At 69.4% G+C, this 23828-nt stretch carries 25 protein-coding genes; 15 read left to right on the top strand and 10 right to left on the bottom strand.

Translation table 11 applies throughout. The annotated features are described in order from the left end of the window. The gene (locus ACFYXH_RS28500) at positions 1–387 is read right to left on the bottom strand and encodes a SchA/CurD-like domain-containing protein (protein WP_327327160.1); all 387 of its coding nucleotides are present in this window, start codon (positions 385–387) and stop codon (positions 1–3) included. A gap of 181 nt (positions 388–568) precedes the next feature. Here ACFYXH_RS28500 and ACFYXH_RS28495 point away from each other — a divergent pair, with 181 nt between their 5' ends. The 11 genes from ACFYXH_RS28495 (at position 569) to accC (ending at position 9586) form a co-directional block, all read left to right on the top strand. Beyond that, a complete protein-coding gene (locus ACFYXH_RS28495) occupies positions 569–1003 on the top strand; it encodes a cupin domain-containing protein (protein WP_266538673.1) in 435 nt (144 codons plus the stop codon). After that, on the top strand, positions 1000–2277 hold the full coding sequence (locus ACFYXH_RS28490) for a beta-ketoacyl-[acyl-carrier-protein] synthase family protein (protein ID WP_389568662.1): 1278 nt from the start codon (positions 1000–1002) through the stop codon (positions 2275–2277). Before ACFYXH_RS28495 ends, ACFYXH_RS28490 begins: the two co-directional genes overlap by 4 nt. Before the next feature lie 2 nt (positions 2278–2279). Next, positions 2280–3512, top strand: coding sequence for a ketosynthase chain-length factor (locus tag ACFYXH_RS28485; protein WP_389568661.1), 1233 nt, complete (start codon positions 2280–2282; stop codon positions 3510–3512). 36 nt (positions 3513–3548) lie between these two features. Then, entirely contained in the window at positions 3549–4016 is a 468-nt protein-coding gene (locus tag ACFYXH_RS28480) for an SRPBCC family protein (RefSeq protein ID WP_385306736.1), read from the top strand. Positions 4017–4026: 10 nt separating this feature from the next. Continuing rightward, a complete protein-coding gene (locus ACFYXH_RS28475; protein ID WP_389568657.1) occupies positions 4027–4488 on the top strand; it encodes an anthrone oxygenase family protein in 462 nt (153 codons plus the stop codon). A 19-nt stretch (positions 4489–4507) separates the two neighbouring features. Then, the gene (locus tag ACFYXH_RS28470) at positions 4508–5260 is read left to right on the top strand and encodes an SDR family NAD(P)-dependent oxidoreductase (RefSeq protein WP_389568654.1); all 753 of its coding nucleotides are present in this window, start codon (positions 4508–4510) and stop codon (positions 5258–5260) included. After that, positions 5260–5640: an antibiotic biosynthesis monooxygenase family protein gene (locus ACFYXH_RS28465; protein WP_389568651.1), complete on the top strand. Its 381-nt coding sequence runs from the start codon at positions 5260–5262 to the stop codon at positions 5638–5640. Before ACFYXH_RS28470 ends, ACFYXH_RS28465 begins: the two co-directional genes overlap by 1 nt. Positions 5641–5650: 10 nt before the next feature. Then, positions 5651–5941: an antibiotic biosynthesis monooxygenase family protein gene (locus ACFYXH_RS28460; protein ID WP_389568647.1), complete on the top strand. Its 291-nt coding sequence runs from the start codon at positions 5651–5653 to the stop codon at positions 5939–5941. 14 nt (positions 5942–5955) lie between these two features. Further along, positions 5956–7647 (top strand): acetyl-CoA carboxylase, carboxyltransferase subunit beta, encoded by a 1692-nt coding sequence (gene accD / locus ACFYXH_RS28455; protein ID WP_389568643.1) that lies wholly within the window; start codon positions 5956–5958, stop codon positions 7645–7647. Between the two features lie 65 nt (positions 7648–7712). Beyond that, entirely contained in the window at positions 7713–8240 is a 528-nt protein-coding gene (locus tag ACFYXH_RS28450; RefSeq protein ID WP_389568640.1) for an acetyl-CoA carboxylase biotin carboxyl carrier protein, read from the top strand. Next, complete coding sequence (gene accC / locus ACFYXH_RS28445; protein WP_389568638.1) at positions 8237–9586, top strand: acetyl-CoA carboxylase biotin carboxylase subunit; 1350 nt, start codon at positions 8237–8239, stop codon at positions 9584–9586. The genes ACFYXH_RS28450 and accC overlap by 4 nt, the downstream gene beginning before the upstream one ends. 80 nt (positions 9587–9666) lie before the next feature. Here accC and ACFYXH_RS28440 read toward each other — a convergent pair whose 3' ends face one another. From ACFYXH_RS28440 to ACFYXH_RS28430, 3 genes are all read right to left on the bottom strand, one after another. Beyond that, entirely contained in the window at positions 9667–10353 is a 687-nt protein-coding gene (locus ACFYXH_RS28440) for an SDR family NAD(P)-dependent oxidoreductase (RefSeq protein WP_389568635.1), read from the bottom strand. Positions 10354–10443: 90 nt separating this feature from the next. After that, positions 10444–12042 (bottom strand): FAD-dependent monooxygenase, encoded by a 1599-nt coding sequence (locus ACFYXH_RS28435; RefSeq protein ID WP_389568632.1) that lies wholly within the window; start codon positions 12040–12042, stop codon positions 10444–10446. Between the two features lie 44 nt (positions 12043–12086). Further along, on the bottom strand, positions 12087–13103 hold the full coding sequence (locus ACFYXH_RS28430; RefSeq protein ID WP_389568629.1) for a methyltransferase: 1017 nt from the start codon (positions 13101–13103) through the stop codon (positions 12087–12089). Between the two features lie 208 nt (positions 13104–13311). Here ACFYXH_RS28430 and ACFYXH_RS28425 point away from each other — a divergent pair, with 208 nt between their 5' ends. Together ACFYXH_RS28425 and ACFYXH_RS28420 are read left to right on the top strand one after the other, a co-directional pair. Beyond that, entirely contained in the window at positions 13312–14934 is a 1623-nt protein-coding gene (locus ACFYXH_RS28425) for an FAD-dependent monooxygenase (RefSeq protein ID WP_389568626.1), read from the top strand. Positions 14935–14948: 14 nt separating this feature from the next. Further along, a complete protein-coding gene (locus ACFYXH_RS28420) occupies positions 14949–15980 on the top strand; it encodes a methyltransferase (protein ID WP_389568623.1) in 1032 nt (343 codons plus the stop codon). A 21-nt stretch (positions 15981–16001) separates the two neighbouring features. Here the strand turns inward: ACFYXH_RS28420 and ACFYXH_RS28415 are convergent, their stop codons facing one another. Continuing rightward, positions 16002–16463 (bottom strand): MarR family winged helix-turn-helix transcriptional regulator, encoded by a 462-nt coding sequence (locus ACFYXH_RS28415; protein ID WP_389568620.1) that lies wholly within the window; start codon positions 16461–16463, stop codon positions 16002–16004. Positions 16464–16575: 112 nt separating this feature from the next. Between ACFYXH_RS28415 and ACFYXH_RS28410 the strand changes: the two genes are divergently transcribed. Both ACFYXH_RS28410 and ACFYXH_RS28405 read left to right on the top strand, forming a co-directional pair. Next, positions 16576–17097, top strand: a complete 522-nt coding sequence (locus ACFYXH_RS28410) for a hypothetical protein (protein ID WP_389568617.1) — start codon at positions 16576–16578, stop codon at positions 17095–17097. Positions 17098–17191: 94 nt separating this feature from the next. Continuing rightward, positions 17192–18487, top strand: coding sequence for a cation:proton antiporter (locus ACFYXH_RS28405; RefSeq protein ID WP_389568614.1), 1296 nt, complete (start codon positions 17192–17194; stop codon positions 18485–18487). A gap of 71 nt (positions 18488–18558) precedes the next feature. Here ACFYXH_RS28405 and ACFYXH_RS28400 read toward each other — a convergent pair whose 3' ends face one another. The 5 genes from ACFYXH_RS28400 to ACFYXH_RS28380 all read right to left on the bottom strand — a co-directional run bounded on the left by ACFYXH_RS28400 (position 18559) and on the right by ACFYXH_RS28380 (position 23785). Next, the gene (locus tag ACFYXH_RS28400) at positions 18559–19416 is read right to left on the bottom strand and encodes an LLM class flavin-dependent oxidoreductase (protein WP_389568611.1); all 858 of its coding nucleotides are present in this window, start codon (positions 19414–19416) and stop codon (positions 18559–18561) included. A 151-nt stretch (positions 19417–19567) separates the two neighbouring features. After that, positions 19568–20587 carry a methyltransferase gene (locus ACFYXH_RS28395; protein WP_389568608.1) on the bottom strand — a complete coding sequence of 340 codons (1020 nt, stop codon included), beginning with the start codon at positions 20585–20587 and terminating at the stop codon, positions 19568–19570. Further along, on the bottom strand, positions 20584–22134 hold the full coding sequence (locus ACFYXH_RS28390) for a peptide MFS transporter (RefSeq protein WP_389568605.1): 1551 nt from the start codon (positions 22132–22134) through the stop codon (positions 20584–20586). Before ACFYXH_RS28390 ends, ACFYXH_RS28395 begins: the two co-directional genes overlap by 4 nt. Then, entirely contained in the window at positions 22131–23534 is a 1404-nt protein-coding gene (locus ACFYXH_RS28385) for an NAD(P)/FAD-dependent oxidoreductase (RefSeq protein WP_389568603.1), read from the bottom strand. Before ACFYXH_RS28385 ends, ACFYXH_RS28390 begins: the two co-directional genes overlap by 4 nt. Positions 23535–23647: 113 nt before the next feature. Continuing rightward, positions 23648–23785: a hypothetical protein gene (locus tag ACFYXH_RS28380; RefSeq protein ID WP_389568601.1), complete on the bottom strand. Its 138-nt coding sequence runs from the start codon at positions 23783–23785 to the stop codon at positions 23648–23650. Positions 23786–23828 lie beyond the last annotated feature (43 nt).

Here is a 23828-nt window from a genome sequence, read left to right as displayed (position 1 = left end):
TCAGTTCGTGGACTGGACTGTCGCGTCGCGTACGGACATCTGCGCCATGCAGGTGAGCAGGGACCGCTCGAAGGTGGCGACAAAGCCTTCGACGGTGTCCGTCGCACGTGGCCTGGTCAGATAGGGGGCGAGCTTCTCCTCGACCTCGCGTACGCCCGGCTGCGTCGCCATGTGCCGGGCGATGGCGCCCAGATCCCCCTGGTACTCGATGACGCGGACCATGGTGTCGTCGCGGATGAAGACGGCGGTGGCCAGAATCCGCGCGGCCTCCTCGCCCCCGTCGCCCTTGACGACGGGGGAGCCCACCCGGCGGAATCCGGTGAAGATCTCGGTGATCTCCTTCTCGTAGCCGGCCTTGATGTCGTACGTGATGGCAGCGAAAGGCATGGCTGCTCCCTCGATGGGTGCTGTGTCTCGCGCCATGGCAGGTCACCACGCTCGCCGTGGGCTCGAGCGTGAGTACACCGGGGCGTGGTGCAGGCACATCAATGCCTCTTCGAGCCGGTCTGTAGGAACGGCTGCGACGGTTCCAGCCACTGGACGGACCAGGTCGTTGAGGAGGCGGGCAGTGACCACCGAGATCACGCGCACCGTGCGGGTGCACGCTGACGACGTCGAGGCCAACACCCGGCGCGGCGGCGACATCCGGACGACGCTCAGCCCCAGGACAGTGGGGTGCACTTCCGGATTCGGCGGTGTGCTGACCCTGGAGCCGGGCGACTTCGTCACCGAGCACTACCACCCGTATTCCGAGGAGTTCCTGCATGTCGTCTCCGGCCAGCTGGAGATGACGATGGACGGTCAGCCGATCACGCTGGGCCCCGGCGACTCGCTGCTGGTGCCGATCGGCGTACGCCACCGGCTGGTCAATACCGGCACCGAGACGGCGAGCGGCGCGTTCCATCTCTCACCTCTGGCGCCCCGCCCCGAACTCGGGCACGTGGACACCGAGAAGGTCCAGCGGCCGCAGGAGTCCAACCCCCAGGTGGGCGGTGCCCAGTGAGCCGTAGGGCCGTCATCACCGGTATCGGTGTGGTGGCGCCGGGCGGGGTGGGCAGGGAAGCCTTCTGGGACCTGCTCTCCGCGGGGCGCACCGCGACCCGCCGGATCACGCTGTTCGACCCCAGCGCCTTCCGTTCGCAGGTGGCAGCCGAGGCCGACTTCGACCCGGTGGCCGCCGGCCTGAACCCGCGCCAGGTCCGCCGCATGGACCGCGCGGCGCAGTTCGCGGTGGTCAGCGCGCGTGAGGCCGTCGAGGACAGCGGTCTCGACTTCGCGAACACCCCGCCCGAGCGCATCGGTGTGAGCATCGGCAGCGCCGTCGGCTGCACCATGGGGCTCGAGGAGGAGTACGTCCTGCTCAGCGACGCCGGCCGACACTGGCTGGTGGACCACACCTATGGAGTGCCGCATCTGTACGGCTACATGGTGCCGAGCACCCTGGCCGTCGAAGTCGCCTGGGAGGTGGGCGCGGAAGGACCCGTCGCCCTGATCTCCACCGGCTGCACCTCCGGACTCGACTCCATCGGGCACGGTGCGCAGCTCATCGAGGAGGGGACGGCCGATGTCGTGCTGACCGGCGCGACCGACGCCCCGCTCTCCCCGATCACCGCGGCCTGCTTCGACGCCATCAAGGCCACCTCGCCCAACAACGGGGACCCGGAGCACGCCTCCCGCCCCTTCGACCAGGACCGCGACGGTTTCGTCCTCGCGGAGGGCTCGGCGGTCCTTGTCCTGGAGGAGAAGGAGGCCGCCGAGCGTCGCGGCGCCCATATCTACGGCGAGCTCGTCGGCTTCGCGGGACGCAGCAACGCCTTCCATATGACGGGCCTGAAGGCCAACGGACGAGAGATGGCCGAGGCGATCAAGGTGGCGCTGGACCGGGCCCGGCTCGCGCCGACCTCCGTGGACTACATCAACGCGCACGGCTCGGGCACCAAGCAGAACGACCGGCACGAGACCGCCGCCTTCAAGCGCACACTCGGCGGCCACGCGTACAAGGTGCCGGTCAGCTCGATCAAGTCGATGGTCGGCCACTCGCTGGGCGCCATCGGCTCCATCGAGGTCGCGGCCTGCGCCCTGGCGCTGGACCGCCAAGTGGTGCCGCCCACCGCGAATCTGCGCACCTCCGATCCGGAGTGCGATCTGGACTATGTGCCGCTGACCGCCCGGGAGCACCGGATGGATGTGGTGCTCAGCGTCGGCAGCGGCTTCGGTGGCTTCCAGAGCGCCATGCTGCTGGCCCGGCCGGGCATGGTCGAGTACGGGAGGAGCTGACGGTGAGCGCTGCCACAGCACAGGCCCCGGTCATCACCGGTCTCGGCGTCGTCGCGCCGACCGGGCTGAGCGCCGAGGCGCACTGGACCGCCGTCCTCGGCGGGACACCGGCGATCGGCCGGATCAGCCGCTTCGACCCGTCCGCGTACCCGGTGCGGCTGGCGGGCGAGGTGCCGGACTTCGTCACCAAGGAACAGGTGCCGAGCCGGCTGATCGCGCAGACCGACCGCTGGACGCATCTGGGGCTGTCCGCGGCCGAGGCGGCCATCGCCGACGCGGAGGTGAACCCGGCCGAACTGCCGGAGTACGAACTGGCCGTGGTGACCTCCAGCTCATCCGGCGGCACCGAGTTCGGCCAGCACGAGATGGAGAACCTCTACCAGCACAACCCCGAGTGGGTCGGCGCCTACCAGTCGATCGCCTGGTTCTACGCCGCCACCACCGGCCAGGTCTCCATCCGGCACGGGCTGCGCGGCCCCTGCGGAGTGATCTGCTGCGAGCAGGCCGGCGGTCTTGACGCCATCGGCCAGGCCCGGCGGCTGATCCGCACCGGCTCCCGCCTCGTCGTCACCGGCGGGACGGATGCCTCCCTGTGCCCGTACGGACTCACCGCGCAGCTGTCCACGGGCAATCTCTCCACCGTTCAGGACCCCGCCCGCGCCTATCTGCCCTTCGACACCGAGGCATCCGGCTATCTGCCCAGCGAGGGCGGCGCGATGCTCATCGTCGAGAGCGCCGAAGCCGCCGAGGCCCGCGGCGCTCAGAAGATCTACGGCAGGGTGCTCGGCTACGCGGCCGGCTTCGATCCGCCGCCCGGCTCCGAGCGCCCGCCGTCGCTGCGCCGTACCATCGCCGCCGCGCTCGCGGACGCACAGCTCGAACCCGGCGCCGTGGACGTGGTGTTCGCCGACGCGGTCGGCGTGCCCGCGGACGATCTGGCCGAGGCCGAGGCGCTCGCCGAGATCTTCGGCGCGCGTGGCGTCCCTGTCACCGCGCCCAAGACACTGACCGGCCGGCTGTACGGCGGGGGCGCGCCCCTCGACGTCGCCACCGCGCTGCTGTCGCTGCGCGACCAGGTGATCCCGCACACCGTGGGACCCACCGCGGTCGCCCCCGGACACGAGATCGACCTGGTGCTCGGCGAACCGCGCCACCAGGAACTGCGCACCGCGCTCGTCGTCGCCCGCGGGCACGGCGGCTTCAACGCCGCGCTCGTCCTCGGGCGGGCCGACTGACCACCGCGCCACACCGACTACCGGCAGGAGGCCGCCATGGCGGGACACACCGACAACAGCATTGTGATCGACGCGCCGATGGGCCTGGTCTGGGACTTGACCAACGATCTGAAGTCCTGGCCGCAGCTCTTCAGCGAGTACGCGTCCGTCGAGGTGCTCGAGGAGGAGGGCAAGGAGATCACCTTCCGGCTGACCATGCACCCGGACGAGGACGGCAATGTCTGGAGCTGGGTCTCCAAGCGCATCCCCGACCCCGAGACCAGGACCGTCCAGGCCTTCCGGGTCGAGACCGGACCCTTCGAATTCATGCGCCTGTACTGGGAGTACACCCAGGAGGACGACGGCGTACGGATGCGCTGGGTGCAGGACTTCCATATGAAGCCCGAGGCCCCGGCCAGCGACGCCGGTATGACCGAGCACCTCAACCGCAACACCGGTATCCAGATGAACCTGATCAAGCAGAAGGTCGAGGCCGAGGCCGCCCGCCGGACCACGGCGGGCTAGGAGGAATCAGGTGATCGCCCTTCTGGTCCCCCTGGTCGTCCTGGTCAACGGACTGGCCGCCGGAGTGCTCTTCGGCACCCAGCTCGGCGGCTGGCCGCTGCTCGCCGCACTGCCCGCCGACCGCTATGTGCACGCGCACTCCTTCTTCGCCACCCGTTACGACCCGGCGATGCCGCTGTGCCTGCTCGGGACGCTGATCGGCGATGTCGTACTGGCGGTGATCGCCCCGGGCCAGGCGGTCCGCGCCCTGTTCATCACCGGCGCCGTGCTCGCGGCCGCCACCGTCACCATCTCGCTCACCAAGAACGTCCCGGTCAACAAGTGGGTACAGACGCTCGATCCGGACAATCTGCCGGACGACTTCGAGGCCAATGACCCGCGCTGGAACTGGGGCGCCTGGAACCAGCGGCGCAGCGTGCTCACCGTGCTTGCGCTGCTCGCCAACTGCTGTGCCCTCGCACTGTTGCTCTGAACTCTTGTGGAGGAGAACCATGGATCTCGGCCTTACGGGCAAGAAAGCCCTGGTCACCGGCGGCACCCGAGGAGTCGGCCGGGGCATCGTACGGGCGCTGGCCCAGGCCGGCGTCGATGTCCTGACCTGCTACCAGAACTCCAGCGACGCTGTCACATCGCTGGAGAAGGAACTCAAGGAGACCGGCGGCGACCACCATGTCGTCAAGGCTGACGTCGCCGATCCGGCCGATGTCACCGCGCTGCTGGCGCAGGCCAAGGCGCACTACGGCCGCCTCGACCTCGTGGTCAACAACGCGGGCGCCATCAGCCACATCCCGTACGCGGAGCTGCCGTTCGACGAGTGGCGGCGGATCATCGACACCAACATCACCGGATCCCATCTGGTGATCCAGAACGCCCTGCCACTGCTGCGCAGGGGCTCCTCGGTGGTCACCATCGGCTCCAAGGCCGTCGAGGCCGGCATTCCGCTCCGCTCCCACTACACCACCACCAAGGCGGCCATCGTTGGTCTGAACCGGTCCCTGGCCAAGGAGTTCGGCTCCAAGGGCATCCGCTTCAACGTCGTCGCACTCGGCGTCATCGAGACCGAGAACCTGCACAAGATGCCGGCGGAGCAGCAGAAGCTGATGATCGAGCGGTACAGCGCCAAGACGGCGCTGGGCAGGCTCGGCACCCCCGAGGAGGTGGCGGGCGCGATCCTCTGGCTTGCCAGCGATCTGTCCCGGTACGTCACCGGGGCCACCATAGGCGTCGACGGGGGGATCTCCTGATGACCAACGGAAACAGCAACGGCAACGGCAACAGCAACCGCAACCGCTCAGGAAACGAAGGCGCGTTCCGGGTACTCCTGCGGATGGAGATCAACCCGGGCCTCGAGGCGGACTTCGAGAAGGCCTGGCGCGGCAGCACCGAGGCGGTCACCGGCCACCCCGCCTGCCTGGGCCAGTGGCTGTCCAAGGACACCGCCGAGGAGAGCGTCTACTTCATCGTCAGCGACTGGACCGACGAGCCCGGCTTCCGCGAGTTCGAGTCCAGCGAGGCCCACCTCGCCCACCGCGAACGGCTCCACCCCTACCGCGGCAAGGGCTCGTTCAACACCATGCAGGTGGTCGCGCACATCCAGGGCAAGGCCTCCGCGCATGCCGCGTGAGGTACGAGTCATGGTCCACCAGGCGGCCCACGACGACGAGCAGCTGGAGGCGGTACGCGCCGCGTACCACCTGGTCAGCAAGCGACTGGCGGAAGTGCCCGGCATGCTCGGCAACGAACTGCTGCGCTCACCGCTGGACCCCACCTCGCTCGTCGTCGTGAGCCGCTGGGCCGATCTGGCCGCGTTCCGGCGTTGGGAAGAGGGCGCCGGACACCGCGAGGACACGGCACCTCTGCGCCCGTACCGCGACACCCGGCTCGCCGTGCCGTTCGGCATCTACGAGGTAGAGGCGGCCTACTGAAGGGCTAGTAAGAGATGACCACCACGGTTCAACCCGCAGCCAACGCCACCGCCGGCGAGCAGGCGGCATGGGTCTCCTGCTCCGGCTGCCGCTCACTGGTCTACGGCAAGCGCTACGCGCGTCTGCTGCGGGTCTGCCCGGAGTGCGGGGCGCACGCCAGGCTCGACGCACCCAGCCGTATCGCGCAGCTCTTCGACTCGAGCAGCACACAGGCGGTGCCCGTACCGGCCACCCAGCTCAACCCACTGGACTTCGTCGACCAACAGCCGTACGCGGAAAGGCTGCAGCAGGCCAGGGCCCGTACCGGGCAGCAGGACGCCGTGCTGGTGGTCCGCGGCCGGATCGACGGACGGCCGCTCGTCGCCGCCGTCATGGACTTCCGCTTCTTCGGAGGCAGCCTGGGGGTGGCGGCGGGTGAGGCGATCACCACGGCCGCCGAGACCGCACTGAAGGACCGGGTGCCGCTGCTGATCGTCACCGCGTCCGGCGGAGCGCGCATGCAGGAGGGCGCGCTCTCCCTGATGCAGATGGCCAAGACGAGCAACGCGCTGGCCGAGCTGGACGAGGCCGGACTGCTCACCGTCACTCTGGTCACCGATCCGACGTACGGCGGGGTGGCCGCCTCCTTCGCGACGCTGTCCGACGTGGTGGTCGCGGAACCGGGCGCCCGGATGGGCTTCGCCGGACCGCGGGTCATCGAGCAGACCATCAGGCAGCAGCTTCCCGCAGGCTTCCAGACCGCCGAATTCCTCCTGGAACACGGCCTGGTGGACGATGTCTGGCCGCGTACCGAACTGCGCGCGCGGCTCAGCAGACTGCTCGCCGTGGCCGAGGAGCCGGGCCCCGACTGGGGCGCAGGCGAGGAGGACCCGGTGGTCCGCGACAGCCAGCTCCTGGACCAGCTCCCGGCCTGGGACTGCGTCCAGCTGGCCCGTGAGGCCGGCCGGCCCACGGCGCTCGAGCACATCGGCTACTGGCTGGACGGCTTTGTCGAACTGCACGGCGACCGGGCGGGCGAGGAGTGCCCGGCGATCGTCGGCGGCCTCGGCCGCCTCGACGGACTGCCCGTCATGGTGATCGGCCACCAGAAGGGTCACACCACGGCCGAACTCGTCAGCCGCAACTTCGGTATGCCCTCACCGGCCGGATACCGCAAGACCGCCCGGCTGATGCGGCTCGCCGCCAAGCTGGGCATTCCTGTGGTGACCCTGATCGACACCCCTGGCGCCTATCCAGGCCTCACCGCCGAGGAGAAGGGCCAGTCCAACGCCATAGCGGAGAATCTGCGGCTGATGGGCTCGCTGTCCGTGCCGGTGGTGGCCGTGGTGACCGGCGAGGGCGGCAGCGGCGGAGCGCTCGCGCTCGGCGTGGCCGACCGGGTGCTGATGTGCGCCAACGCCACCTACTCGGTGATCAGCCCGGAGGGCTGTGCGGCGATCCTTTGGAAGAACGCGGCCGAAGCGGCGGTGGCTGCTGACGAACTCGCCCTGGACGCTGCCTCGTTGCTGCGCCTCGGCGTGGTCGACGGAGTGATCCCGGAGCCCGAGGGCGGCGGACACACGGACACCACCGCGATGAGCGACGCCGTGCGCCGCGCGGCCGTTGTCGCGCTCCGCGAGCTGCGCGGCGTCACCGCGTCACCGGCTTCGCGCCGACGGCGCTTCCGGGCCTTCGGACTGGCCCACGACCTGGAATCACGGACGTGACCAGGCCCCACGGCAACGGTAGATACGACGGCAGATACGACGGCAGGTTCTACGGAGAGAGACCGATGAGCGAAGTGACCAAGGAGAGCCTCGGCACCACCAGGACCGGCGATCCGCTCGCCGGTCTGGACTACGACACCAGCGCGCTGGCTCTCACCGATATCTGCCGCAGCATCGCGGACGTCGTACGGGTCGGCACCAGCCACCCGCGCCGGGTCCGGGTGGCCCTGGGTGCGGCCAGCATCGAGGTGGAGTGGGAGGAGGGGCAGGCACCCACCGCCCGCGAGCCCGCCGCCGCGCCGGCCAACGATGAGGAGTCGGTCGACGGATACCACGAGTGCGCGCCGCTGGTCGGCACGTTCTATATCGCACCCTCACCCGGCTCCCCGCCCTTCGTCCGCCCCGGCGACCGTATCGAGGTGGGCCAGCAGCTCGGCATCATCGAGGCGATGAAGCTGATGAACCCGCTCGAGGCCACCAGGGCGGGACGGGTGGTCGAGGTGCTCGTCGACGACGGCACCTCGGTCGAGTACGGACAGCCACTGGTGCTCCTCGACCCCGAGGACTCCGTGAGCACGGCCGGAGAGGTATGACCATGGCCTTCGACACGATCCTGATCGCCAACCGGGGCGAGATCGCGCTGCGGGTGATCAGGACCTGCAAGGAGATGGGCATCCGAACCGTCGCGGTGCACTCCACCGCCGACAAGGACAGCGCACACGTACGGGCCGCCGACACCGCGGTGCAGATCGGCCCCGGAATGCCGCGTAAGAGTTACCTCTCCGCGCCCGCGGTGATCGAGGCCGCGCTGCGCACCGGGGCCGACGCCATCCACCCCGGCTACGGCTTCCTGTCCGAGGACCCCGACTTCGCCGAGATCTGCGCCGACAACGGACTGGTCTTCATCGGCCCGCGGCCCCAAGTGCTCTCCCGCCTCGGGGACAAGGCCGTGGCCAGGGCGCTGATGACGGACGCGGGACTGCCCGTACTGCCGGGCAGCCCCGGCACGGTGGACAGCGCCGCCGAAGCGACCGACCTCGCCGGCCGGATCGGCTTCCCGCTGATCATCAAGGCCGCGGCGGGCGGCGGCGGGCGCGGAATGACCGTGGTACGCCAGCAGAGCGAACTTCTTCCCGCCTACCGCCAGACCCGCGCCACCGCGCAGGCCGTATTCGGCGACAACCGGGTCTACCTGGAGCGCTTCTGCGACAGCGCACGCCATATCGAGGTCCAGGTACTCGCGGACGGCCATGGCACGGTTCTGCACCTCGGCGAACGCGACTGCTCCGTGCAGCGCAGGCACCAGAAGCTCATCGAGGAGAGTCCGGGACCCGGCCTGCACAAGGAACTCACGGCAGCGATGGCGCGTGCCGCGGTGCGCGGCGCCCGGGCGGTCGGCTACACCGGCGCGGGCACCTTCGAATTCCTCGTCCACGACGAGGGCTTCTCCTTCATGGAGATGAACTGCCGTATCCAGGTGGAACATCCGGTGACCGAAGCGGTGTTCGGGGTCGATCTCGTACGCGAACAGATCCGCGTCGCAGCGGGGGAGAGCCTCGGCTTCTGCCAGGAGGACCTCGCCCCGCGCGGTGCCGCCGTCGAATGCCGGGTCAACGCAGAGGACCCGGCCCGCAACTTCGCGCCGTGCCCCGGCACGCTGGAGGAGTTCGTGCCGCCCGGCGGCCCGTTCGTCCGGGTGGACACCCATGGCTACGCGGGCTGGCGGGTGCCCTCGCAGTACGACTCGCTGCTCGCCAAGGTGATCACCTGGGCGCCCCAGCGGGACCAGGCGCTGGACCGGATGGACCGGGCGCTGGCCGAGTTCCGCATCGCCGGCCCCGGGGTGCACACCACCATCCCGCTGCTGCGGGAGGTCATCGCCGACCCGGTGTTCCGGGACGGCAAGCACGACACCTCGTTCCTCGACACCCGGCCCTGAACCGGGATGCCCGCGGGCCCTGACAGCGTGCTGTCAGGGCCCGCGGGCGTCGTGCGTCGGGACTCGTCGGCGGTCGTGTCTCACCAGCCGACGACGGTGTCCCGGCGGAAGAGAACCCCTGAAGGGCCGTCGTCGGGGAGCGTCGCCGCACGGGCGACGGCTTCGGCCGCGGCCTCGGGGGACTGTGCGGCCTCCGGTCGCATACGGGTGCGTACGAGCCCGGGGTTGACCGCGTTGACCAGGACGCCCGAGCCCTCCGTTTCCTTGGCCAGCATGACGGTGAGGGCGTTCAGCGAGGCCTTGGAGACCGAGTACGCGGGGCACTGCGCGGCGATGCCGATGGTGAACGTGCCGGTGCCGCTGGAGACATTGACGACCCGGCCCCAGCCGCGCCGCACCATCGCGGGCACAAACGCCTGCGCGACCCGCCAGGACCCCAGCAGATTCACTTCCAGGGTCCGCTCCACCAGATCGAGCGGGATTGCGGAGGGCGTATTGCCCCAGTCCAGCTGTACACCCGCGTTGTTGACCAGGATGTCGACAGCTGCCGTTCCGGCGGCGGCGCGCGCCACGGAGTCCGGGTCGGTGATGTCCAGGGCGACGCCGGACGCGCCGTCGCCCAGAGCGGCGGCGGTCTTGCGGGCCGCCTCCTCGTCACGCGCGGCGACGACGACGCGATGGCCCTGACCGTGCATCAGGGCCGCGACCGCCAGCCCCAGTCCTCGATTGCCGCCGGTCACCAGCACGGTGCGGGGAACAGTAGCCATGACAGGTGCCTTTCCGGGGTCGGGACGACGAAGGGAGGGCCCGGCACCCCGGCCAGGGGTGCCGGCCCTCCCACGTACCAGCTGGGTCGATCAGGTGGTACGGGAGAGCAACTGGCCCACTGCGGCGGCCAGTTCACCTTGCGGATCGGCGACGGAGCCCGCCGAGCGCCAGGCGACGAACCCGTCGGGGCGGACCAGGACGGCGCCGCCCGCCTCGATGCCGTACGTCTTGGCCACCCCGTTGCCCGGTGCGACGATCTCCGCGCCAGGACCACCGATCCGGTGCGCGGTGAGCGTGACGCCGAGGTCGTCGGCGACGGCCTTCGCCGCATCCACCCATGCCTGCCCGCCCTCGGCGGTGATGACCACCGGAGTCCGGCCGTACAGATCGAGCACGGAGATGCTCTTCCCGTCGCGCTCCAGCTCCAGATGCGGGGCCCGCGTGCCCGGCTCCCCACTGAGCTGCTGCGGCGACACGGGCGGGCCGGAGCTGTAGCGGTAGCCGAACACCGTGGTGCCGTAGGCGTCTGCCTGGTCCTGGCCCTCCCCCTCGTCGCCCGTACGCTCCTGCATCATTCCCAGGGCCTGCTGGAGCGTCATCCAGGCGACCGGATGGCGCTCTGCCTGGTACGTGTCGAGCAGCTCGGGACCGGCCTCACCGTCGAGGACCGCCGCGAGCTTCCAGGCGAGGTTGTTCGCGTCCTGGATGCCCAGGCTGGCCCCGAACCCGCCGGTGGGCGGCACCAGATGGGCCGCGTCACCGACCAGGAAGACCCGGCCCTGACGGTAGTCGCGGGCCACCTGCGCGCCGATGACGAAGCTGAGCCACTTCGCCCCGCCGGCCGGCAGCTGCGCAATGATCCCGACTTCGAGATCGGGTTCTCCGATCGCGGCGCGCACCAGCTCGACGGCCTTCTCCTCGGTGATGTCGTCGAGGGTGTCCCCGGGCGGCATCCCGGTGGCGAAGATCCACCGCTTCTTGCCGTCGTGCGCGAACAGGATCGTCGACGGCGCCGGCTTGTCGAGGTAGCAGACCCCGACGGGACGGCCCCTGGCGGCCTTGCTCAGATCGGCCTCGAAGAGCACCGACACGGTGGTGGCGAACTCGCCGGGTCCGTCGGACTCGATGCCGAGCGTGTTACGGATCGGGCTGCGGCTGCCGTCGGCCGCCACCAGATACTTCGCGCGGACCGTGCGCTCGGCCCCCGTGCCGGTGTCCTTCAGGACGGCGGTGACTCCGCTGTCGTCCTGCTCGAAGGAGACCAGCTCGGTGGAGAACGCCAGCTCCGCGCCGAGTTCCCCGGCGCGCTCGCGCAGCAGATGCTCCAGCCGGTCCTGGTCGATCGGCGCCCACTCGCAGGGGCTGACCGAACCGCTCGGGTCGGGCTGGTCGGTCGGACCGCTGAAGATCTCCTGTCCCGCCAGGGTCTCGGCACGGATCATCAGCAGCTTGCTGAAGTCCGTGGCGAGGCTGGCCTCCGACCACAACCGGTCCTCGAGCCCGACCTGCCGGTACAGCTCGACCGTACGCGGATTGACACCACGCGAACGCGGGTGGCTGAGGGTGTCCGGGTGCCGCTCGACCACCAGCGAACGTATCCCGTGCCAGCCGAGGAAGACCGCGGTCGACAATCCGGTCACCGCACCTCCGACGACGAGGACCGGGACCTCCTCAGGGGTCTTGCTCATTGACGGATTCCTTTCCTCGGGGCGTTCAGCCGACCGGACCGCGCTCACGCGGCCTTGCGGCAGACGACGACCGTGTCGTAGTCGCTGAGCGGGGAGACCTCGGTCGATGCGAAGCCGGCGTTCTTGGCGTGCGCGAGGAGTTCGGAGGTCGGGTACTCGGAGCCGCCGTCGGTGACGAGCAGCATGTCCAGGCTGATCACCAGGTTCTCGACGTGGTCGGGCTCGTCGTCGAGCATCCGGTCGTAGACGATCAGCGCACCGCCCGGGTTCACCGCCTCGAACGCCTTGGCCACCAGCTCACCGCGCTGCTTCTCGTCCCAGTCGTGCAGGACGTGGCCCATGGTCACCACGTCCGCCTTCACGGGCAGCGGGTCGGTGAAGAAGCTGCCGCCGTGGAAGTGGACCTTGCCGGTCAGGCCGTAGCTCTCCACGTGCTCGTCGAACAGCGGCTCCATCGGGGGCAGGTCGAAGACATGGCCCTGCAGGTGCGGCTGGTTCTTCACGATGATCGAGCAGAGGTTGCCACGGGCGCCGCCCACGTCGAGTACCGACTTGGAGCCGGACCAGTCGAACTTGCCGACCAGCTCGGGACCGACGACATGCGTGAGGGCGTCCATCATGTGCACGAACTGCTTGAGGATGTGGGGATTCTCGACGACCACGTCGAAGTGGCTGCCGGACTGCTGCTCACCGGTGCGCAGCGCCTCGCCGAGCCGGCCCCAGGCCGGGTACAGGTTGCGGTTGGAGCGCTCAAGGAAGCCGCCCACCCAGGTGCGCTCGCCGCGCACCAGGTAGGTGTCCGCGCCCTTGGCGTTGCGGTACCCGCCGTCCGCACGCTCCAGCAGGCCCAGCGACGTCAGCAGGTTCAGCCAGTCGCTCAGGCCCCGCCCGTGCAGTCCGAGCTCCTTGCGGATCTCCTCCTCGGTGGAGGCCCCCTTCGTGTGCAGCGTGGTGAACAGATCCAGTTCGACTGCGGTCAGCAGCGCCTTGGCGTCGCAGAACGCGTTGCTCAGCCGGATGATTCCGGCCGACGTGCTGACATCCGGGCTGGTTTGCGTCATGCGCAGGACTCCTTCCAACACGGCGCATGGCCTGGCGCCAGGCCGCTGTGGCGGAGAATCCACGCCGCGGGTTGAGGTCACCTCAAGGGGGACTGGGGCAGCCACCTCACCGCCGCATCTCCACTGGCCCTCAAGTCGGCGTGGCTACTCATCTTGGGTGCCGTGGAGGGATCCCGGCGGAAGCCCAGCTTGCCCAGAGGGGATATGCATGTATGACGTGAAGATCCCGGTGCTGATCGTCGGTGGTGGTCCCGTCGGCCTGTCCACTGCACTGTTCAGCGGCCGGCGTGGAGTACGCACGATGCTCCTGGAGAAGAGGGACAGCACCTCCATGCTGCCCCGCGCCCCGGGCCTGCAGGCCCGGACCATGGAGCTGTTCCGCGCGGCGGGACTCGGCAAGGACATCCGCGCGCTCGAAATGGGTGACTCCCATGCCTACTTCGAGGGCGGGATCATCAAGGTCGAGACGTTCTCCGACATCGACAACGCGGAGCTGCTGGAGTCGCCGTCGCTGGACGGCGAGACGGTGAGCCCCGAGCGTGTGATGGGCTGCGGCCAGGACCGGTACGAGAAGGTACTGGTGGCCAAGGCCAAGGAGTACGGCGCGGACGTCCGCTTCAACACGAAGCTGATCTCGTTCGAGCAGGACGCCGACGGCGTCACCGCCATCGCCGAAGAGGGCGGCAGCGGAAAGCGGTTCACCATCCGCGCCGACTACCTCGTGGGCGCCGACGGAGCGGGCAGCCGCATCCGTGAGGCGCTCGGAGTCAAGCGGGTCGGTCGCGGCACGGTGTTCAACGCCCTGAGTATCTACTTCCGGGCGCCGGAGCTGGAGACGCTGCTCAAGGACACCAAGTTCATCCTGTGCTACGCCTCGGCGGGCGGCACCCTGATGGGCCTGTCCCGGCTGCACGGGTGCGACCCGTGGCTGGCCGCGCCCATCTACTTCCCGGAGAAGGGCGAGAAGCCCGAGGACTACACCGACGAGCGGTGCATCGACATCGTCCGCCGGGCCTCCGGCAAGGACATCGACGTCGAGATCATGGACAAGGTGCCGTGGCAGGGCGCCCAGCTGGTCTCGGAGACCTTCCGCGCCGGCCGGGTCTTCCTGGCGGGGGACGCCGCCCATGTGCACCCGCCGGCCGGCGGGTTCGGCGCCAACACCGGTATCCACGACGCGCACAACCTGTCGTGGAAGCTCGCCGCCGTCCAGCACGGCTGGGGCTCCGAGGCGCTGCTCGACACGTATGACGCCGAGCGCCGTCCGCTGGGCACCGCCATGTCGGAGCAGGCGCTGGTGCGCAACCGCATCCGGCACGGCTACTCCACCGAGCAGGACCGGGCCGACTTCGTGGACGACGTGATCATCACGCTCGGCTACCGGTACCGCTCCACGTCCATCGTCGGCGCCGAGGGTACGAAGGTACTCACGCCGCACCTGGAGCTGACCGGTGAACCCGGCACCAGGGCCCCGCACGTCTGGCTGGAGCGGGGCGGCGAGACGATTTCCACGATCGACCTGTTCTGGGACTCGTTCGTGCTGCTGACCGGGCCCGACGGCAGTGCCTGGGCCGAGGCCGCGGTGCCGATCGCGGAGAAGCTCGGCATTCCGCTGCGTACGTACGCGATCGGACCGGACGAGGAGCTCAAGTCCACCGACCGCGACTGGGCGGAGGTCTACGGCGTGGGCCGTGGCGGCGCGGTGCTGGTGCGGCCGGACGCCTTTGTGGCCTGGCGGACGGCAGGGGGAGGCGACGATCCGCAGAGTGTGCTCGCGGATGTGCTCGCCCGGGCCTCGGGCGCCGAGACCGCCGCCGTACCGGCTCCGTGAGAGGAGGGGCGCAGATGACCGGATACGAAGCAGGCGCTGCAGTGCATCCCGGCGCCGTGCTGGCGCAGGCGATGGCCTTCCAGCCCGCGCGGCTGGTCCTGACGGGCATTGAGATCGGGCTGTTCACGGAGCTGGCGAAGAAGCCGGCCACCGAGGACGCGATCAGGGAGCGGCTGGGCCTGCACACACGGGGCACCGACCACTTTCTGGCCGCGCTGGTCGAACTCGGCTTCCTGGAGCGCTCCGACGGCGCGGAGTTCTCCAACTCCCGGGTGGCGCAGCAGTTCCTGGTACCCGGCGACGAGGGGTATCTGGGCGGCTTCCTGCGGATCGCGGGCCAGGTGATGTACCCGGCGTGGGACAAGCTGGGCGAGGCGCTGCGCACGGGTGCCCCGCAGGCCGCCACGTACACCGGCGAGGACATGTTCGGCGAGCTCTACGAGAGCGACGAGAAGAAGGACGGTCTGGTCGGCATGGCGGAGGACGCCAGCCGCCCGCTGATCCCGGCGCTCACCGAGTCGTTCGGATGGGCGAAGTACTCCTCGGTCCTCGAACTCGGCGGCTGCCGGGGCAACGTACTGGCCGGGCTGGTGAAGGCGCATCCGCATCTGGATGCGTGTGTCTTCGACCTGCCGCAGCTGGATGGGGACTTCACCGCCCATATGTCCGCCATCGGCATGGCGGACAAGGTCCGCTACCACGGAGGTGACTTCTTCGCCGATCCGCTGCCGCAGGCCGATGTGCTCATGATCGGGCATGCGTTGGTCGACTGGAACGACGAGCAGCGCAAGCAGCTGGTGAAGAACACCTTCGCCGCGGTGCGTCCCGGCGGGGCGTTCCTGGTCTGGGACCCGGTCATCGTCGATGACGACGAGAGCTATCTGCGCAATCTGATCCGCAGTCTGAACCTGCAGCTGATGACGCCGCACGGCAAGGGCTACCGGTTCGAGCAGTGTGCCGAGTGGATGCGGGAGGCCGGCTATGCCGAGGTCACCCGCACCTCACTCGGGCACGACGTCACTCTGGTCATCGCCCACAAGGACTGAGCGGTTCGTGGGGTCGCGGGGTCAGGACCGGATCCGGTCGAGGTGCCGCTCCTGCAGCTCCCGGCTGCTGCGCATGAAGTCCAGCAGCAGTTCCAGCTGCTCGGTGGTGTAGCGCGCGACATGCCGGAAGCCGTCCTGCGCGAGCGGGCCGAAGAGCTCCGCCACGGCCTGTACGGCTTCCGGTGCCGGCCGCACCACCGACTTGCGCCGGTCCCTGGGATCGGGGGAGCGGGTCACATAGCCGAGCCGGTCCAGGCGGTCCAGCAGGGCCGTGACACTGCCCGTGGTGAGTCCGAGCGCCGCACCCAGTTCGCTGGGTGCGGCGCTTTCGCGCTGCATGAGGATGTCCAGGCAGTGCAGATCGGTGCGGTTGATTCCCAGCCGTTCGGCGGCCGCGGCATCGAAGGAGTCGACTGCTGTCTGGAGCGCGCGGATCTCGCCGGCGAGCTCCTGCTGAAGATCTTTTCTCTTATCGCTTGACATCCAAGTAACTCGACCTTCAAGATAAATATCGATAGCTTGGCTATCAAGATAGTCGAGCTCCAAGGGAAGTCAAGATCGGGTCGTTGCCCGGGTTCCAGGAAGGAACACTGCGATGAACACCCAGCACACTGTCTCCACGGTCAAGACCGGCACTGCCGGGACGGAGGAAGCCGCACGAATCGAGGCGTACTACACCAATGAGAAGCGACTCGGCCACTGGACCGCCGCCCGCACCATCGAAGTGACCGCCCGCCGCAGCTCGGTCCAAATGGACTTGCGGTCCGCCGAAATCCCCGAGGGCGACATCGAGGTCCGGATCGCCGGCGAGCGCTCCATCCTCAAGATCCTGGTGCCGGACGGCACCGTGGTCGACGAGTCGGAGCTGGAGTACGTCGGCCGCTCCAAGGTCAAGGACATGCAGCGGCACACCGCCTCCGGCGGCCGTGTCCTCCGGCTGACCGGCCTCCTCAAGCGCAGCGAGGTCCGTATCGTCCGCGGCGGCGTGGCGACCCTCACCGCGATGTTCTCCCGTGAGTTCGTCGACGACTGCCGTACGGCACACCGAGACGGCACTCTGCCCACCGTCCATGCCCCCGAGAGTGTCCGCGAGGGAACCCCGAGGGATGCCCACTGATCCCTCAACAGGGCCTTGAGTGTGCCCCCTTAGCTTCGGAGCAGCTGCTTCCGGGTCCCCCCGGCAGCTCTCCGCAGGCTTAGGGGGCATGCGTATGACACCTCATCAGGTTCAGTCTCTGTTCATCGGACTCGCGGCCATTCTCGTGCTCAGCCGGGTCCTCGGCGCCGCCGCCCGCCGTCTGGGGCAGCCACCCGTGGTCGGCGAGATACTCGCCGGGATTCTGGTGGGGCCCAGCCTGTTCGGTGGCGCCGTCGCCGAATTCCTCTTCCCCATCGACATCCGCCCGCTGCTCGCCGCACTGGCCAACCTCGGCCTGGTCCTGTTCATGTTCGTCATCGGATACGAACTCGATCTGGCCCTGCTGCGCGGCAAGGAAAAGGTCGCGGCGAGCGTCTCGCTCTGCTCGGTCGTACTGCCGTTCTCCCTCGGAGTGCTGCTCGCTCTCCATCTGAGCAGCAGTCACCACACCGGGAACCGGACCGGGTTCGTGCTCTTCCTGGGCGCGGCCATGTCCGTCACCGCCTTCCCCGTACTCGCCAGAATCCTGGCCGACAGCGGTCTTGGCCGGACCAGAATCGGCGGAATCGCGCTCGCCAGCGCGGCTTTCGACGACATCGTGGCCTGGTCGCTGCTGGCCGTCGTGGTCACGGTCTCGGGCGGCGGCGGGCAGTGGGCCATGCTGCTCGCGCCGGTCTATCTGGCCGTGATGTTCTTCGCGGTCAAGCCAGGTCTGCGGTGGCTGTTCGACGAACGCCGGGGCAGCGGCCGGATCACCGCCGACCGGCTCATCGTCGTCCTCGGCGGTCTGATGCTGTCCTGCTGGGCCACGGAATGGCTCGGGGTGCATTTCGTCTTCGGCGCGTTCCTGTTCGGCGTCGTGATGCCCCGCAGCACCACCGAGCTGGTCCGGATACAGGTCGTCGACCGGTTCGAACACCTCAGCCGGCTGCTGCTGCTCCCCGCGTTCTTCGTCGTCGCGGGCCTCAAGGTCGATCTCTCCCAGACCGGTCTGAAGGGGCTCGGCGAGCTCGGGCTCATTCTGCTCGTCGCCATCTCGGGGAAGTTCATCGGCGCCTTCGTCGGAGCGCGGGCCAACGGTGTGCCCGCGCTGCAGAGCGGAGTGCTCGCGACCCTGATGAACACCCGCGGGCTCACCGAGATCGTCATCCTGACCATCGGACTCCAACTGGGCGTCATCGACGCCGGGTTGTACGCCCTGATGGTGGTCATGGCCCTGGTGACCACCGCGATGGCCGGACCGCTGCTGCATCTGCTGAAGCGGCGCGCGGGCGGCTCCGAAGCCATCGGCGACTACGCCGAGGCCGTGCCGGAGAGCGAGGTGGACAAGCAGCGGCCCGTCGCGTCGGCCGGCCGGCCCGCGGGCTGAGCGAACACAGCAAGAACAGAAGGGTCCGTCGGCCTCGCCGGCGGACCCTCCTGTGTGCGGCGCCCGGTCCCTCAGCCGAGCGTCGCCCCTGCCAGCAGCTCCAGCTGCCCCGCCTCGGCGGTGCAGGGGAAGACCAGCAGCTCGTCGCAGCCCGCCGCCTCGTACGCCGCGGCCGTCTCCCGCAGCCGTGCCGTATCGGTGATGACCGCCTTCGCCGCCATCTCCGCCTTCGGGCCGATGAACGAGTAGTACGCCCGCAGATACGACTCGGCGACCGCCTGGGCGCCCGGCCCCAGGCAGGCGTACACCAGCGCCACCAGCCGCGGTGCGTCCGTACGGCCCCGGGCCTGCCACGCCGCACGGGCCTGGCGGGCCAGCTCGGCATAGGCGGTCGCCGAGCTGCCGCCTGCGATCCAGCCGCCGGCGAACCGGGCCGCGCGAGCCATCGCCGCGGGAGTGTGGCCGCCCACGATGATCTCCGGCCCTTCGCCCTTCGGGAAGGGGCCGATGCCGGGGACCGGGCCCTTGCCGCCCCAGACCTCCGCCAGCTCGGTGAGGATGGAGTCAAGACGCTTCCCGCGGTCGCCGTACGGGGCGCCGGTGGCCCGGAAGTCGTCGTCGCGGCCGCCGGCCGCCACTCCGACCGTCAGCCGGCCGCCCGAGATCTCATGGATCGTGGCGAGCTGCTTGGCCAGCAACGGGGTGCCGGGACGGTAGGCGGCGAGCAGAATGGATGTCGTCAGCCGGATCCGCTCGGTCACCGCGGCCGCCGCGGCGAGCGAGGTCAGCGGCTCATAACTGTCGTACACCAGACGGTCGAGCGTGCCGAGGCTGGAGAACCCGTGGTTCTCCGCCAGCCGCGCCCAGTCGACGAGCCGGCGCCCGTCGATGTCCGGCACTGTGGTGGGCAGGCCCACTCCGATCTCCACGGGGTCTCCTTGATCGTCGGTTTGGTTCGGGGCTCCGCCCCCGAGCCTCCGCACTCAATCGCCGGCGGGCTCGGGGTTGCCGGTCCGGCAACTCAAGCCCGTCCGGCGATTGAGGACACGGCCGAAGGCCGTACGGGTTCGAGGGCTTACGTCAGCGCGGCTTGCGGCCGGTCACCAGGGTGTTGCCGAGCGGCAGTTCGTGCTCGGTGATGCCGGTGAAGCCCGCCTGCACCATCCACTGGCCGCAGTCGCCCGGGTGGTAGCCAGCCCCGGCGGGCGTCATCACGAGCATGTGCAGGCTCGCGACCAGACTGGCCAGATCGGGCTTGTCGCCGGGCATCGGGTCGTAGACGAGCAGCGCACCGCCCGGCCGTACCGCCTTGAACGCCTTGTCGATCAGTTGCTTGCGCTCTTCCAACGAGAAGTCCGCCAGCACGTGGCCGATCACCACGACGTCGGCCCCGGGCAGCTCGTCGGCGAAGAAGTCTCCGCCGGTGAAGGCCAGCCGGTCCGCGACGCCGAGCGTCTGCGCGTGCTCGGCGCACGGCGCCTGGTTCTGCGGCCGGTCGAAGACCCGGCCCCTCAGATGCGGCTGGGCGCGCAGCAGCAGCCCCGCGAGATTGCCCCGCGCGCCGCCGACATCGGTCAGTGTGCTCCAGCCGCTCCACTCCACGGCCCCCAGCAGATACGGAACCAGGGGAGCGCTCAGCGAGTCCTGCATGGTCAGAAACACCCGCTGCGCCGCCGGATCGCTGAGCATCGCCTCGAAGTCACCCTCGGCCTGCGGGGTGCCGGTGCGCAGCGCCTGCGTGAGGCGCCCCCAAGCCGGATACAGCACGAAGTTGGCACCTTCGAGGAAGCCGCCCGCGTACTCCTCCCCGTGTACGAGGTACCGCTGCGCGGCCTCGCTGTTGCGGTAGCGGCCGGACGAGCGCTCCAGCAGGCCGAGTGCGACCAGGGCGTCGAAGAAGTCGGTGGCGGCCCGCGGGTGCAGCCCGAGCGCCGCCCTCAGCTCCTCCACCTCCGCCTCGCTGTCGGCGGTCTCGGCTAGCGTGCTGAACACCCCGAGCTCCAGGGCGGTCAGCAGCAGTTTCGACGACGCGAACCCCAGCCCCAACTGGCTGATGCCGAAGGGGTCCTTGGGGTCGGTCGCGAGATGTGTGGTGGTCATGCCGGGCTGTCCTCCTTGAGGGGCGTGTCGTCCGTGTCGTCGCCCGGCACGTGCTCTTCGTCGCCGGACAGGCCCCGCTGCACGGCGTGCCGCCGCAGCGCGAGGGCACCACCCATGGCCAGTGCCATCACCGCGAGCATCAGGTAGTAGGCGGGCTCGGGGATGACGTCGATGAGCCGGACCATGCCGCTGCCCGCGCCGCCACCCAGCGCGGCGAACAGCCACAGCAGTCCGAGCATATGGGCGATGAACTTCCGCGGCAGTACGTCGGCGACCGCCGCGATGCCGACCGCGGCGACGATCAGCTCACCGCAGGCATGCATGAAATAGACGACGAGGAGCCACAGCGGGGAGACCCTTTCGTCGCCCGACGCGAGCGTCGCGGCCAACGCCATGATCAGGAAGCTGACGCCGGTCAGCGTCAGTCCGACGGAGAACTTCACCGGCACACCGTTGCGGCCGCCGCCGTACTTCAGCAGCGCCCAGGCGAACACCGGCGCCAGGACCAGGATGAACAGCGGCGTCGCCGACTGCAGCCAGCTCACCGGCACGTCGAAGCCCCACACATGACGGTCCGTCGACTCCTTGGCGAACAGAGTGAGCGAGGAGCCGTCCTGAGCGATCATCGACCAGAACAGGGTCGAGCCGAGGAAGATCCAGAGGAAGGCGCGCAGCCGCCTGCGGTCCCCGGTGCTCAGCTCATGGCTGCGGTAGAGCACCAGGTAGGCGAGGACCGGGGCGAGGATGCTGACGGTGCCGACCAGACCGATGGCGCCGCCCGCGTTCAGTCCGCCGGACACCACTCCGCCCGTCACCAGCACGATCACCACGGCGGCGGTCGTGCCGATCAGCCGGAACGCGCGCCGGGACTCATCAGGGTTCAGCGGTCGCCCGGGGCGGCTCCCGACATCCCTGAACTGGTGCTGGCTGACCCAGAGTTGGATCGTGCCGAGCAGCATGGCCGTACCGGAGACGGCGAAGCCGAGCTGCCAGTCGACGCGCTCGCCGAGGAATCCGGCGATCAGCGGCGAGAGCAGGGCGCTCACCTGGATGCCGACGTACATCAGCGAGATACCGGCCTCGCGCCGGCCGCTGTCCTTGCCGAACATCAGGTTGAGCATGGCCTGGTGGTTCGGCTTGTACAGGCCGAGGCCGAGCGCGAGCAGGACGAGTCCCAGCGGCGTCGTCCACAGCCAGGGTGTGGCCAGCGCGAAATGGCCGACCGTGATGACGCAGGCCCCGATGATGAGCGTCCGCCGCGGGCCGAGCAGCCGGTCGGCCACCCAGCCCCCGGGCAGACAGAGCATGAAGGCGAGCCCGATCCACGCGCCGAACAGGGCCGCGGAGTCGGCCTTCGCCAGCCCCAGTCCGCCCTCGGAGCGCGGGGCGACCGCGTACAGGACCAGGATGGCCTGCATCCCGAAGAAGCCGAAGCGCTCCCACACATCGCTCATGAACAGCGTGCGGTACCACGGCGGCCAGCTTCTGACGGATCCGGTGCCGGCCCCGCCGACACCGGGATCCTGATCAGCGCGTGCGGTGGTCATGCGGTGTTCTCTCCCTCCGTACGCGCCAGGTGCAGGCGGGGCCGGAAGGAGAGATACAGGCCGCCGACCGCGTTCTGCGGATTCATCGGCGCCTGCTTCTGCTCGTGCACCTTGTTCAGGTTGGCCAGCGGGTTGGGGTCGCCGCTCTCCGCGCCGTTGAGGTGGGCGTGCACCCGTGAGTAGACGTCCTGCGCGTCCTCGAGGTCGGCGATGCCGGTCACGATGCGGTCGAAGGCGTCCTGGATGCTGAGGTTCTCGCGCTGCGCGCTGGTGAGCTTCTGGGCGTTGTAGAAGTGGTGCTCCTTGCCGCGGTAGCTCTCGTAGAAGACGGAGACGAGCACCAGCAGCCGCTCGTACGCATGCCGGTAGACGGTGTTGTAGAAGTCCCAGGCCTCCTTCTCCTCCACCTCGCCGCGCAGCACGCTGGAGACGCTGGCGGCCGCGAGCATCGCGCTGTAGGTGGCCAGGTGCACACCGGTGGAGAGCAACGGGTCCAGGAAGCAGGCGGCGTCGCCGCTGAGCAGATAGCCGGGGCCGCCGAAGCTCTCGGCCGTGTACGAGTAGTCCTGCTCGACCTTCATGCCGGAGACCTGCTCGGCGCCCTCGAGGAGGGTGAGCAGGTGCGGGCACTCCGCGATGGCCTTGTCGTAGACCTGCTGGATGCCGCCGAGGGAGTTCTTCTTCTCGTTGAAGATGTCCCGGCCGGTGACAAGTCCGATGCTGGTGGTGCCGTTGTGCAGCGGAATGTTCCAGAACCAGCCGTCGGCCGAGGACAGGACGGCGATCGCACCGTCGGGCCCGCGGTCCAGGGGCTTGACGTTCTTCCAGTACGACCAGGCCGCGACATTGCGGAAGATCTCGTGGTACTCGCGGTTCTTGAGGTGCCGGGCGGCGAAGACCCCGCCGCGGCCGGAGGCGTCGATGACGTAGTCGAAGGCGATACGGCCGTTCTGAGAGGCGTCCTTGGTGCCCGCCCACAGGGCCGCCACCGGGCGTTCGCCGTCGAATTCGAGTTCCTTGACGGTGATGTTCTCGACGACCTCGACGCCGAGTTCCGCCGCGTGCCGCAACAGCAGCTCGTCGAACTCGGAGCGCACGACCTGCCAGGCGTTGGCGCCGTCGTCGCCGAGGCTGTTGAACTTGACCTCCCACTCCTCCGGGCCCCAGAAGAAGTAGGCGCCGCCCTTGGGCTGGAAGCCGTGCGACTCCACCTTGTCCCAGACGCCCAGCAGTTCCAGGATCGGCCGGCACGAGGGGAGGATCGATTCGCCGATGTGGTAGCGGGGGAACTGGTCACGCTCCAGCAGCGTGACCTGGAAACCTTCCTTGGCCAGGAGACCTGCAGCGGTGGAGCCCGCGGGCCCTCCCCCGATGACGAGGATCTGGGTGGAACCACGCATGTATTTCTCCAATCCTCCGAGCACGCGAAACGGAGTTCTGACCGTCCGCTGCACCGTGCACCGGGGCGCCGGAGGAGTACTGGAGAAGAACTTGATGCCCGCTCCGCTCCGGCTCAGCCGGTGTCGGCGTACCCGGCCACCCGGCGCGGCATCGCCTGCGCCACCAGCGCGACCAGGACGAGCCCGCCGATCGTGAACCAGCTGAAGCCCGAGGCCGAAGGCGGGCTCGCCGCGGTGCTCGGGCCGGTCACTCCGTCGTCCTGTTCTGGTCGGCGGTCGTCATGCCGTGCCTCG

It is taken from the genome of Streptomyces sp. NPDC002730 (genome assembly GCF_042888805.1).
In the GTDB taxonomy this organism is placed as follows: domain Bacteria; phylum Actinomycetota; class Actinomycetes; order Streptomycetales; family Streptomycetaceae; genus Streptomyces.
This window is presented reverse-complemented; position numbering and strand designations above follow the sequence as displayed.

Coding starts and splice junctions, on each gene's coding strand:
- ACFYXH_RS28395 (WP_389568608.1), bottom strand. CDS start 20,587: ATGACCACCACACATCTCGCGACCGACCCCAAGGACCCCTTCGGCATC.
- ACFYXH_RS28430 (WP_389568629.1), bottom strand. CDS start 13,103: ATGACGCAAACCAGCCCGGATGTCAGCACGTCGGCCGGAATCATCCGG.
- ACFYXH_RS28415 (WP_389568620.1), bottom strand. CDS start 16,463: ATGTCAAGCGATAAGAGAAAAGATCTTCAGCAGGAGCTCGCCGGCGAG.
- accD (WP_389568643.1), top strand. CDS start 5,956: ATGACCACCACGGTTCAACCCGCAGCCAACGCCACCGCCGGCGAGCAG.
- ACFYXH_RS28425 (WP_389568626.1), top strand. CDS start 13,312: ATGTATGACGTGAAGATCCCGGTGCTGATCGTCGGTGGTGGTCCCGTC.
- ACFYXH_RS28435 (WP_389568632.1), bottom strand. CDS start 12,042: ATGAGCAAGACCCCTGAGGAGGTCCCGGTCCTCGTCGTCGGAGGTGCG.
- ACFYXH_RS28450 (WP_389568640.1), top strand. CDS start 7,713: ATGAGCGAAGTGACCAAGGAGAGCCTCGGCACCACCAGGACCGGCGAT.
- ACFYXH_RS28405 (WP_389568614.1), top strand. CDS start 17,192: ATGACACCTCATCAGGTTCAGTCTCTGTTCATCGGACTCGCGGCCATT.
- ACFYXH_RS28390 (WP_389568605.1), bottom strand. CDS start 22,134: ATGACCACCGCACGCGCTGATCAGGATCCCGGTGTCGGCGGGGCCGGC.
- ACFYXH_RS28480 (WP_385306736.1), top strand. CDS start 3,549: ATGGCGGGACACACCGACAACAGCATTGTGATCGACGCGCCGATGGGC.
- ACFYXH_RS28465 (WP_389568651.1), top strand. CDS start 5,260: ATGACCAACGGAAACAGCAACGGCAACGGCAACAGCAACCGCAACCGC.
- ACFYXH_RS28385 (WP_389568603.1), bottom strand. CDS start 23,534: ATGCGTGGTTCCACCCAGATCCTCGTCATCGGGGGAGGGCCCGCGGGC.
- ACFYXH_RS28460 (WP_389568647.1), top strand. CDS start 5,651: ATGGTCCACCAGGCGGCCCACGACGACGAGCAGCTGGAGGCGGTACGC.
- ACFYXH_RS28420 (WP_389568623.1), top strand. CDS start 14,949: ATGACCGGATACGAAGCAGGCGCTGCAGTGCATCCCGGCGCCGTGCTG.
- ACFYXH_RS28410 (WP_389568617.1), top strand. CDS start 16,576: ATGAACACCCAGCACACTGTCTCCACGGTCAAGACCGGCACTGCCGGG.
- ACFYXH_RS28500 (WP_327327160.1), bottom strand. CDS start 387: ATGCCTTTCGCTGCCATCACGTACGACATCAAGGCCGGCTACGAGAAG.
- accC (WP_389568638.1), top strand. CDS start 8,237: ATGACCATGGCCTTCGACACGATCCTGATCGCCAACCGGGGCGAGATC.
- ACFYXH_RS28470 (WP_389568654.1), top strand. CDS start 4,508: ATGGATCTCGGCCTTACGGGCAAGAAAGCCCTGGTCACCGGCGGCACC.
- ACFYXH_RS28440 (WP_389568635.1), bottom strand. CDS start 10,353: ATGGCTACTGTTCCCCGCACCGTGCTGGTGACCGGCGGCAATCGAGGA.